General features: G+C 36.2%; 10 protein-coding genes. 2 read left to right on the forward strand and 8 right to left on the reverse strand.

Going from position 1 to position 12,075, the window contains the following annotated elements:
* Positions 1-117 precede the first annotated feature (117 nt).
* The 4 genes from B1B04_RS12150 to vanR form a co-directional block, all read right to left on the reverse strand.
* A complete protein-coding gene (locus B1B04_RS12150; RefSeq protein ID WP_079561717.1) occupies positions 118-1,389 on the reverse strand; it encodes an MFS transporter in 1,272 nt (423 codons plus the stop codon).
* Between the two features lie 306 nt (positions 1,390-1,695).
* On the reverse strand, positions 1,696-2,535 hold the full coding sequence (locus B1B04_RS12155; RefSeq protein ID WP_240518283.1) for a D-alanyl-D-alanine carboxypeptidase family protein: 840 nt from the start codon (positions 2,533-2,535) through the stop codon (positions 1,696-1,698).
* A gap of 173 nt (positions 2,536-2,708) precedes the next feature.
* Positions 2,709-3,803: a sensor histidine kinase gene (locus B1B04_RS12160; protein ID WP_170938975.1), complete on the reverse strand. Its 1,095-nt coding sequence runs from the start codon at positions 3,801-3,803 to the stop codon at positions 2,709-2,711.
* Positions 3,804-3,825: 22 nt separating this feature from the next.
* Positions 3,826-4,518, reverse strand: a complete 693-nt coding sequence (gene vanR, locus B1B04_RS12165) for a VanR-ABDEGLN family response regulator transcription factor (RefSeq protein WP_079561719.1) — start codon at positions 4,516-4,518, stop codon at positions 3,826-3,828.
* Positions 4,519-4,872: 354 nt separating this feature from the next.
* On the opposite strand from vanR, the gene B1B04_RS12170 reads away from it, so the two are divergent.
* A complete protein-coding gene (locus B1B04_RS12170) occupies positions 4,873-5,100 on the forward strand; it encodes a hypothetical protein (protein ID WP_079561720.1) in 228 nt (75 codons plus the stop codon).
* Between the two features lie 583 nt (positions 5,101-5,683).
* On the opposite strand, the gene B1B04_RS12175 is transcribed toward B1B04_RS12170, so the two are convergent.
* On the reverse strand, positions 5,684-6,451 hold the full coding sequence (locus tag B1B04_RS12175) for an alpha/beta fold hydrolase (protein WP_079561721.1): 768 nt from the start codon (positions 6,449-6,451) through the stop codon (positions 5,684-5,686).
* 155 nt (positions 6,452-6,606) lie between these two features.
* A complete protein-coding gene (locus B1B04_RS25935) occupies positions 6,607-6,747 on the reverse strand; it encodes a hypothetical protein (protein WP_205756640.1) in 141 nt (46 codons plus the stop codon).
* Between the two features lie 303 nt (positions 6,748-7,050).
* Between B1B04_RS25935 and B1B04_RS12180 the strand changes: the two genes are divergently transcribed.
* Positions 7,051-9,144: a hypothetical protein gene (locus tag B1B04_RS12180; RefSeq protein WP_079561722.1), complete on the forward strand. Its 2,094-nt coding sequence runs from the start codon at positions 7,051-7,053 to the stop codon at positions 9,142-9,144.
* Positions 9,145-9,260: 116 nt separating this feature from the next.
* Here B1B04_RS12180 and B1B04_RS12185 read toward each other — a convergent pair whose 3' ends face one another.
* On the reverse strand, positions 9,261-10,496 hold the full coding sequence (locus tag B1B04_RS12185) for a DNA polymerase IV (RefSeq protein ID WP_079561723.1): 1,236 nt from the start codon (positions 10,494-10,496) through the stop codon (positions 9,261-9,263).
* 91 nt (positions 10,497-10,587) lie between these two features.
* Positions 10,588-11,985: an aminotransferase-like domain-containing protein gene (locus B1B04_RS12190; protein ID WP_079561724.1), complete on the reverse strand. Its 1,398-nt coding sequence runs from the start codon at positions 11,983-11,985 to the stop codon at positions 10,588-10,590.
* Between the last annotated feature and the right edge of the window lie 90 nt (positions 11,986-12,075).

Raw genomic sequence — 12,075 nt, forward strand, 5'->3', positions numbered from 1 at the left:
CGAGTACTGTAAAATTGAATCATAAGCGAAAGTGCTTATTTCTCTAAGTATAACGTTATACGTCCCAATTAAAACATCAGCATTTCCTTCACCATGGTTGCTTTGCTTCCATGCTCTTTACCCCTGCTTGTTATTTTTATTTACGTTCTGGCGTTTTTCCTTAAATAAAATCACTCCACTCAAACCAACGATGGAGAAGATAACCGGCGTGATGAAACCATAGGAATAGCCATCCAATAGATTTCCTGAAGTTGATTGAAAATGATCCAATATATATCCAAAAATGATGGGTAGCAATACAGCACTTAGAAAGCCGCCCGTATTCGCAATCCCTGAAACAATTCCTGATTCCTCCAGTTTAAAAGATTGACGTACAGCTGCAAAAGTTAATGCACTTGCCCCATATCCAAAGCCAATGCTAAAGAAAATAATAATTAGAAAGAAAAAGGAAGGATGCCCATTACATAAAAGGAAAGATAACCACCCTAATAAAACAACAATATGAACGATAATATACGGTTTTTTAATTGTTTCTAACCGACTTGAAATCCAACTAGCTAGAGGTGCCCCAATAAGAGCCCCAATAAGACCGATCATAATCAGCTGGCTCGCATCTGAACGAGTCATTTCATATATATTCATCCCATATGGTACTGCCCACGAACTGATAAATCCTACATAACCGCCGACTACCCCAAAATGGCAAAAGAATAGAGCCCACGCTTGCGGATTTGAAAATATTCTTCGCAGTAAAACTGACGTTTTTTCACGTTGCACTTCTGCTGTAGCTACTTCTTGCTCATCTCCAAAAACTTGTTTTGTTTTTTTTACAAGTACAAAATAAAGGAGAATGCCACATAAACATAATAGTAGTCCTACTGAGAAAAATGTTACCCTCCAACCAAATAAAAGTATCCATGTAGAAAAAGGTACTGTCGCCAATAAGAAACCAAGACTTCCTGTCATACCCGCCAGGCCAATTAATCGAACAAATTCCTTTGTATGAAACCATTGAGCCAAAATTAGCACCATGTTCACCCATATGGTCGCATCCCCTACCCCAGTTAGTATTCTGGCAAAAAACAGGACAAATTCATGTGTACCCATACTATAAATAATCGTCCCTAAACCTGTAAGGGTAGCACCAATAATTAGAAAAAAATTCGGCCCAAATCGATCAGCTAAAATCCCCATCGGAATTTGCAAACTCGTGTAGACAAAAAATTGTATACTCGTCAATAACCCAATCGTTGATGCTGTTACATTAAAATCATGCATCAATTGGTCTGTAATCAGTCCTGGGGCGGTGCGTTGACTCGCCATTAACAAATAAGTAAATAATACAGAAACAAATACAACCCATCTATATCTGCTATTTTGTTTGTCCAATGATTTCTACCCCTATTAGCTTTTACTCTATATATATGAATTATAGGTAACGTTAAAAACCTGTTTTCTAAAGTAGTTTTATGATTCGAGTTTGGTTGAAAGTGAAGTTCTCAATGTTATAAGGCTTAAATTCTTTTTGAGTTTCAACATGTCTCCCTACACTTTTATGAACATACTTTTTTGGAGCTACAATGCGTTTTTTACTTAAACAAACAATCCATAAACCCTACTACTTTTTCTAAATCAATTAGAGCAGGTGCTTCTTCTTCAATTGTTTTATGAAAATTTAATTTTTCTAAGATAAGTTTATAATTTACTATATACTGAAAATGCATCCTCTATATTAAATTGCACAGTCTGAGAACTCCCTTCAGCTCCTACTGTCACAAGGATATATTCTTGTCCATTTATCTTAGCCAAACTCGCTAAACATAAAGCGGCTTCTTCTGTATAGCCAGTTTTACCGCCCAAGATTTCTCCTCGAGGCAATGCACTTGAGTTCATATTATGAAACATTTTATTCGTCAATACGATACCTTCTGGATGAAGATTTGTTGGCCTTATAAAATATCTTTCTGCTGTATAAACATTTCGAAACTCATTATCTTTTAACGCATATTGTAAGAGTAAAGAAAGGTCTTTGACAGTCGTAAAATGATCTGGGTGATGCAGTCCAGTTGTATTCATAAAGTGAGTATTTTCCATTCCTAGCTTTTTAGCCTTATCGTTCATAAGTTTTACAAATTCCCGTTCTGAACCAGCAACATATTTAGCTAAGCCGATTGTTGCCTCTGCACCTGATGGTAACATGGAACCGTACAATAAATCCTTTAAAGTAAGCTTCTCATTAGGGAGAAAACCTGCCACTGAAGCATTTTCTTTGTATAAATCATTAAATATTTCTCTTGGTAAAACTACATCGTCTTGCAAATTTTTAATATGTTCAATGGCAACTAATACCGTCATCATTTTTGTCAAAGATGCAGGATAAATAATTTCCTCGCTATTTTTATCCAATAGAACTTTGTTTTCATCCAAATTAACTAAAATCGCGTTGGAACTACGTAAGTCGACATCGATCATCCCATCACTATTTGTTGGTACGACTAATTTTGAAGAGGTAACGATCTCCTGGCGTAAAGACATAGGGGTTTCTTTGGACAGTATAAAATAAACAAATAACAAGATTAATATGGACAATATACTATAAATACTTTTTCTAGTGAAAATAAATAACAACTCCTTTTCTGTATGCTTCTATTCAAACATAAAAAAAGGAGCTTTATTTTAATTAACTATTAGTAAAATCTTAAGGTTTCTTAAGATTTGGTTGGAATCATGACAGTGAACACTGTTTTATCATTACTAGAAGTGGCTGAAATCGTCCCTCCGTGGGCTTGTACAATTTCATTTGAAATGGCTAAACCGAGTCCCGCACCACCTGTTTGTGTTGACCTTGCACTATCTAAACGGTAAAATTTCTCAAATATCATATCCAATTTTTCAGCGGGTATCGTTTTCCCCGTATTACTAAACGAAATAAACGTCTGATTATTTTCGCTTTTAGCACTAATTTTAATTGTACTATTTGGGTCACTATATGCAATTGCATTTTTCAAAATATTATTAAATACTCTTGCCAATTTATTTCCATCTGCATAAATATTGATTTCTCCATCTATATGGACAATTGCTTTTTGACCCTTTGGCACTAACAATGGGTAAAATTCATCGGCTACTTGCAATAGCATATAGTTTAGAGGGATAAGCTCTTTCTCTAAAATAATGGATTGTAAATTAAATCTTGTTATTTCAAAGAACTCATTAATTAATTGTTCAAGTCTATATGATTTTTCCAATGTAATCGTTACATATTTATCTTTTTGATCAGCAGGCATATCCTTTGCCTCATCTAAAAGGCTTAAGTAACCAATAATTGATGTTAACGGGGTTTTAATATCATGGGCTAAATAAACAACAAGATCATTCTTTCTTTGCTCAGCTTCTTGTGCATCCCTCGCTCGTTTTTCTAATTTATTTTTCACATTATTTAAATGCTTCTCCAAAAAGTCTAGCTCAGCAGGAAGGTGAATTTCCTTATCTGACTCATCTGAAAGCATACTAATACTTGTACTAATAAGATTAAAATAACGAGTAAAACGAGATAGGGCAATATAAAAAATGATAAGAAGTAATAGAATGAATCCTACAGCTAGCCAAAGAGATTTATTCTGTTGAAATATTATCAAATAAATTTTTTGTGCTGTGTACCAATCTAATTGCAGGACATTTTCACAAAAGGCAACGAAGGCATCCGCAAAAGGAGCTTGTAATATACCATCAAGTAAAGCAATACTAATTAAATAACCAATAACTATTGCTATCACTAAAATAAAAATAATTTGTACAATCATTTTCCTCTTCAGTCTGCCAAACTCATTTTTCAATTGTATACCCCACTCCCCAAACCGTTTTAATAAACTTTGGGTTTTCCGCAGAATCTTTCATTTTTTCTCGTAAATGTCTAATGTGAACCATTACGGTGTTATTGCTGTTAAAATACCTTTCTCCCCAAATTTCTTGGAATAATTGCTCTGAACTAATGACCTTCCCTCGATTTGAACATAAATACCATAGAATAGAGAATTCAGTTGGAGTAAGGGATAATTGCTTTTCATTTAAAAAGACTTGGCGTGTATCCTTATTCAAAACTAAACCTGAAAAGTCTATAATACCTTCATTTTGCTTAGAATCCTGATTATACAATGTAAATCTCCGTATTTGGGCTTTTACGCGAGCAACCAGCTCCAATGGACGAAAAGGCTTTGTTATATAATCATCCGCTCCTAGAGTAAATCCGTTTATTTTATCTATCTCTTCTTCTTTAGCAGTAAGCATAACAACAGGAAAATTATAATTTTCTCTAATTTTCCTTAAAATTGTAAAACCATCAATTTCAGGCATCATAATATCCAAAATAGCTAAATCTATATTTTCACTTTCAATACATTTTAGGGCATCTTTAGCTATGTAATACTTAAAGACATTATAATTTTCATTTTTTAGATAAAGCTCTACTAAATCAGCAATTTCCTTTTCATCGTCTAAAACTAAAATATTCAAATTCAATAATTGACCTCTCCTTACTATAAAAACCAAAAAACTTCTAATTGCAATAAAATTTTATAACAATCAGAATTAACCCGTCTATCTAGGCAATCAGGAGCATTCGCAACACTAAATGGGGACATAAATTTGCTTCAGTTCCTCTATTTGATTAGCGCCTTCTACTTCGTTTGACTTCAAATGGTTCTTTAATTTTTCTTATTGTGTAATACCAGGTTGTCTGTTGAAATCCTCAATTGCATCTTCCCATAGAATGTTACCCTTGTCCATTAAGAGTCTCAGTGCAGTACCTGTTCATACTATGCTTCATTTAATATACGAAAGCTCCATTTGACCGTATGCAATGAAGTCAAACACTTGCATAAATCTTGCATGATACTGCTCATTATGGCAACTAAAACCGTCAAAAAAGTTGAATTGTTTAGTATGAAGAAAGAAAAAATCACCAAAGAAGATAAAGTGAAGGTCATCTATGAATTAAGGCACAAATATTCGATGAAGGCGCTTGTAGCATACGCACAAATTCCACGTAGCAACGATTTCATAAAGAAGATAAACCGTCCAAATCCAAATGCCGATTTTTGAGATTTAAGCGATTTATGGAACATGAAGGTCGTTACGGATATCGCCGTATTCGCAATGAGCTGGACGACCGTGGGGAAAGCAAATCAAAAGAAGGAATAAACGTATTATGAAAAAGCTTAATTTAAGTGTGTTGTGCGATCAATTGTATGAAAGGACAGTGAGTAAAATTGCACCAAATATTTTAAACCGTCAATTTACAGCAGATAACCCAAATCAAAAATGGGGACTGATATTACTGTTGTGTTTAATTGCGAAATCATTATATATCCGATTGGCTCACGTCGAACATATTCTCTTGTATCAATAAGGTTGGAGAAAGTTTTAACATTCTTGAAACCACCAGCTACATGGAGGAATTCTTTGGCATCATGAATCAGAGTTTATATATCTTAAAAAATCTGAGAATGTGGAACATAAAAAAAAGTATAGAACGTATTAAAGAAAATAAAGGCATGAGTCCGACACAATATCGGACTCCCCATTCCTATCAACTTAAAAATATGACATTAGTTTTACAAATATCTTCCCTACTTTTATAGACAATAGTCAAAAAGTAAAAATAACTTCTTTTTTGCACTATGCACTAATTGATAACCTTCCCTTCTGGTAACTTACCATCCTTAATCCACTCTTCTACAAAACGGTTAAAGAACTCAGGGTTGGCTAATGAGACACCGTGGCCGATGTTAGATAGCACAATACCTTGACTATCGGGATTGCTATTCACAAGATGGAGAGCAGATTTTTTCATGTTGCCTTTCTCTTTTTCACCGACAGTTACTAAAATATTACATTGCACTTTCGAAAAATCACGCGGGATAGCAAACGACATATTTTCTTTCAGTATTTTAATAAGTGTATCTACTTTCATCTTCGAACTATCTTCATAATATTGTTCAAAATATTCTTGATCGACATATAACGTTTTAGCTTGAAGCTTGGCGAATGATTTATTTTTTATTAAGGGAAAAGTTAGTTTTATCAATGGTCTAATCCATTTTTCTGCAATAGGGGAAGGTGTCACTAAAGCACTGTTGATGATGGCTGAATCTATTAATTGCGGCTTTAAGCTAACCATTTGAATAGTAATTTGAGCTCCTAGTGAAAATCCGACTACTATGACTCGTTTATTTTTTGCTTTTTCTTCTATTAAACTTAGAAGCTTTTTTGCACTATCTTCAATTGAAAAATCAGATGTATTATTAGCCTCGTTATCTATTAATTCTGGTACAACGCAATGATAATCGGAAAAGTATTGGACTTGTTTATCCCACATCCACCCTCCAACACCACCTCCATGAATTAATAATATGAGTGGCTTATGTAGATTACCGTACTCCTTATAATGCATTACCACACCTTCTTTCTTTGATTTTGTATTCCCTGGTAAATACACAGATTATTCTTACATATTTTAAATCATCACCAAAAGTTGTGGATAACTTTTGTTAAAGTGTATGCCATATATATAAGTTGATTGGAGAGGAGACTGGGCTACTCCTAGGGTCAGCGATATAGAGGAACGAAGGCTAAAAACATCACGTCCTGTGATAACGCCTTCGTGACCAACATCGGTGCTGTTGTTGCTGCCGCTTCGCTTTCGCACAGTCCAAAACCTGTTGCTGTCGCTGCGGTTCGCACAAACAAAACCAAAACCCTCTGCTGCCGCTACGTTAGCACTACGCTTTCACACAGAAAACATTTGCTGCCCCAAGCGGCTCATCGGACGCCCCCCTGGCAGTCGAAACGGAAATCAACCACTCGTTAAGGTTATTAGCTATACTTTTACACATTGTATTTATTTTACCAATTTATAGTGTTTATGTGTCATATTTATATTTACTGTTGCATATATAATATTTGAAACACATTTAGCATTTTTGATGAAACATTGTAGCTCTTGGGATTGAGGAAGAAAGACAAAAAATAATAAACATGGAGGTAATAAAGATGGATCAAAACAAAACGAACGAAGCAAAAGAATTAGAAAAAGCCATTAGCCCTTCCAGTTTAGGAGAATTTCCCCTCGCACCAATTAGTGGCTTATATGCATGGAGTGAACAGCAAATCAGTGAGGAACTTCGTATCGATGTAGACGGATACTACCCACAAATGGTAGCAAGCGGAACTATTATTTCAAATATGTCTTCTACTATTCATTGGATTGCCAAGTTAACAGCTAACGGTCCAGATACTTGGACAGGCAATATTCGAAATAAATACTTAGATGACATACAATCATTTCCTTATACAAATGTAAAAATACAAGTAACACGCGGTTCAATCCCTGAACAGCATACTGCAGAAGTCGCATTTCTGATTGGAGGAGAGACAGACAAAACTAGCTCGTTCAAGTTTCAATCTCCTTACTTCCATCCTGTGGAATTTGAATTTGATGGTGAAGAAGGGACAACACCAGTCACAACCTATCAAACACACGCGCATCCAGACAAACCAGCATCTTTGCCGGATGAAACTTTGTCAATTTCAGAAGTTTTCAAACGCACTGGGTTTGATGTGAAAATATCAGACGGTAATAATATGGTTTCCAAAGACCATACAGGAACTGATAAAAAGTGGAACACCCAAGAGATGCATGATGCCATGCAGGTATATTGGTCACACTTTGATAATAAACCCCAATGGTCCATGTGGACATTCTTTGCAAATTCGGAAGCTGAAGAAGGCCATGGTCTGGGCGGTATTATGTTTGATAGTATAGGTCCGAATCATCGTCAAGGGACGGCCATTTTTAATAATTCATTTATTTCAGATCCACCTAAAGGTGACCCCTCCCCAGAAGCTTGGGTACAGCGATATCGTTTTTGGTGTGCTTGCCATGAGATGGGACATGCTTTCAATCTTCTGCACTCTTGGCAAAAACACTTAGGTCATCCTTGGGAACCGTTGGATCGCCCTCTTACCCCAGAACCTAAGGCTCTAAGCTTTATGAATTACCCTTTCAAATTTGATGGCAACCAACAGGAGTTCTTCAAAAACTTTGAGTATCGTTTTAGCGATCAAGAGCTTTTGTTTTTGCGCCACGCTCCTGAGCGCTTCGTACAAATGGGTAATGCTGATTGGGCTGTAGATCATGGTTTTGAGCAACCGACCGTTTCTATTCACCCTTCATTTAATCTTGAATTGAGGGTTAACCGTAAAACATCTATATTCCAATGGTTAGAACCTGCAGTTATTGAAATCAAATTAACAAATACTTCGAATCAACCTCAGTCAATCAATAAACATATATTGTCCGATTTATACGGAATGACTGTAATGGTTAAAAAAGATGGAAAACAAGGACGTCGATTACTACCTCATGTTCAATATTTATGGAACAAAGAGAATAAGGTAATAATGCCTGGTGAATCACTGTACGAAACTATTTTCGCGTCCGTAGGGAAAAATGGCTGGTTAATTGATGACCCAGGATTTTATAACATTCAAGTGGCTATGCAAATAAACGGCCATAACATCGTATCAAATAACTTAAGACTTCGAGTTTTACCACCTACCGGATACGATCAGGAATTCCTTGCTCAAGACTATTTCTCTGAAGAAGTCGGCCGTGTTCTTGCATTCGATGGCAGTCGTTATCTTGACAAAGGAAACGATATCCTTCGTGAGATAACTGAAAAACTTCCTGACCATGCTGTTGCTCTTCACGCCCATATCGCTCTTGCTAAACCATTGGCGTTCGATTATCAATTCCTTGACTTCACAGGAGACTCAGATACAAAAGGTAAAATCAAACTAATACCTGCCCAACCAGATGAGGCACGTAAACAGTTTACTTCTGCGTTAACAAAGCACAAACAAGTAGCTGCTAAAACACTTTCCAATATAGATTATCATGATTATATGGGAACATTCAGTGAATTTCTAAGTAATCAAGAAGAAAACAAGGAAGCCGCACAGGTTCAAAATGTCCTTTATCAAACGCTAGCTGAACGGAATGTGCTAAATAGTGTATTAGAAAAAATCAAAGATCGCCGTGATAACTATGAACAAAAGGAAAATGAATTGTCTACGAACATATAATATTTCCACTTAAATAAGCCGCTTTCAATCTGAATACAATTAGAAAACCGTCATTTCGAAAAAAGGTTGATCGAAATGACGGTTTTCTGTTTGATTGTAAAGTTTGATCATTTATTCTACTTATGTTCGTCCCAAAAGTCCTTACTAAAACTCGTATTGGCTTGATATTTCCCAGCTGGTTTGGCAATATCTGAACCTCGCAAAATTGTTCCTTTTCCAAACTTTTGCTCGATTTGATCAACCAGTTTGATGATTGGCTCATCTTTTACATGCTCTTCAAAATTAAATAACGTTAGTTGTTGTGTCGTTTCTTTAATATCATTGACATTCGATACAGTAACACCCAGTAATCGTACTGGCTCCTCGTCCCAATGCTTATTAAAGAGATACCAGGCATGCTCAACGATATCTTCTTTTGAATGAATTGCGTTATTGATAGACTTACTTCGTGTACATGTTTCCCAATCAGCTGAACGAATCATGATACTTACAGTAACTCCAGCAAGTTTCTTGGCCTTTAATCTTTCCGCTACCTTTTCAGAAAGTGTTGCGATTACTTTATATAGTTCATCTCTATCTGTCGTATCACGGGAAAGTGTTGTTGAATTCCCTACACTTTTCGTATCATATATTGCTCCTGGATCAACTGGTCTGTCATCTTCACCATTTGCCTTTTGCTTCATACGCAGACCATTAATGCCAAAGTTTTGCTTTAATACATATTCTTCAGCTACAGCTAGTTCTCCAATTGTTTTGATACCTAATTTACCTAATTTCTCCGCCGTACTTTTACCTACTCCATGCATCTCAATGACTTTCAACGGCCACAATATTGCGGGAACATCGCGCTTTCGGAGTATGGTAATACCCATTGGTTTTTTCATATCACTTGCCATTTTCGCTAAAAATTTATTCGGTGCAATGCCGATTGAACAAGGAAGTTGCAGTTCGTTCCAGATTCTATCTTGCATATTTTGTACGTGTTGCAATACATGTTGGCCTTCAACTATAGGAAGTTGCAAATATCCTTCATCGATTGAAACTGGTTGGAGAATGTCGCTATACTCTTTTAACAAATTAAAAAATGACTTGGAGGCAGCTCTGTATCGTTCAAAATTAGGAGGAAGTACAATTAGCTCTGGACACTTTCGACGTGCCTCTCCGACATTCATCGTTGTAAAAACACCACTTGCTCTTGCTTCGTAGCTACAAGTAATAATAATACCTCTACGCTCTTTTGGATTACCTGCGATTGCCACAGGTTTCCCTTTTAATGAGGCATCGTAAATTTGTTCAACAGAGGCATAAAAGCAATTAAGGTCAATATGTAAAATGATTCTTCCTTTATTCATATTCTATCTCCTCATTTACTTTGGCTTACCCTGTATGCGCTATCGAATCGCCACATTTCTTTACATAACTTTATTATAAACCTTCCTTAGTTTAATCAACAAATGTATAATCCCCATCACTTTCAAGTAAATCCCTCAAAATAATGAGTGCTTGTTCAAGTTGGTTTTCAGGTGCCGTGATAGCCAAACGGACTGCATTTACTAGCTTCGCATTTCCTACGGCAAAACGTTCAGCTGCGTACACTTGCACACCCGCTTTCGCTGCTAGCAATTCAAACTGGATGCTAGTGAATTTTTCGGGAAGTATAAGCCATCTGAAAATACATTCCTCTTCTCCTAAAATGTTATATTCCCCTAAATATTGATTGACAAGGGCATTTTGTTGCTTAGCATACAAACGGTGCTTCTCTAAAATGGTTTGCACGACGCCATCATGAATCATCCTTGCCGTAAGCTCCACCATCATTAAAGACACTGAAATATTTATGTTATACAAAGTTTCCATTATTTTTTTTCGCAGTGCTGGCGGTGTAACGATATAGGATAGTCGTAAGCCCGGTGAAATAGTTTTTGAAACACTGGCAATATAAATGACCTTTTCTGGTGCGTAGGAGGCAATTGGTGCAAGTGGTTTCTCTTTAAGAAAACTATAGATCGCATCCTCAATAATGATTAAGTCTTTTTGCCTCGCAACTTCCGCTATCATTTTCCTTGTTTCCATCGACATTGTATGGGTTGTTGGATTATGAAAATCAGGAATAACATAAAGACCTTTTATATGCTCATTTTTACAAGCGTATAATAGCCCCTCTCTTGTCATTTCTCCGTTTCTTTGTTGGATTGCTACTAGTTGGATACCAAGCATATTTGCTGCTGTTTTTATACCTGCATAAGTAATGGGATCTGTACCAATTCGATCTCCTGGCTGAAACAATGCCGCTAGCGTACCAACAATGGCATTTTGTCCCCCTGCCCCAAGTAATACTGGTTGATCCGTTTGAAAGTTGACCTTTTCCAAAAGCTTCATGGCTGCTTCCGTTTGCCTCGCATTTCCTTCTGGTCGTCCGTATTGAAATAATTTGCTAAAATTAGGGTCATTCATCATCTTTTTCATATAACGTGTAATATCCTCATTCGCATGATTTTCTGGCAGCACAGAGCCCATTTCGATTATCTGAGTAGAATTACTTGTCGGTAATAAAATTTTATTCGTCGCCGCATCTGATGAAACGAATGTTCCACTTCCGATAGATGCATATATAAGCCCCTTCTGCCCACAAAGTTTAAAAGCTCTTGTTATCGTGCTTAAGTTAACATCTAAAAAATCTGCTAGCTCACGCTGAGGAGGCAGCTTTGTGCCTGGCGGTAATTTCCCATTTTTTATATCTTGTTCCAGTTGTTCAGCTATTGCTATATATAATGGAGCCGAACTTTCGCTAATATTCGGCTTCCAACTCATTGGATATTCTTCGAACGAATTAACTGGCATATTCTAAGCTAAGCTCCTTCTCTCTCATTTTTTGCATACAATATTTAATTGTCTTGCATACAATGATAATATTGTATGCATATGATGACA

The sequence above is a fragment of the Lysinibacillus sp. KCTC 33748 genome (assembly GCF_002237755.1).
Classification (GTDB): domain Bacteria; phylum Bacillota; class Bacilli; order Bacillales_A; family Planococcaceae; genus Lysinibacillus.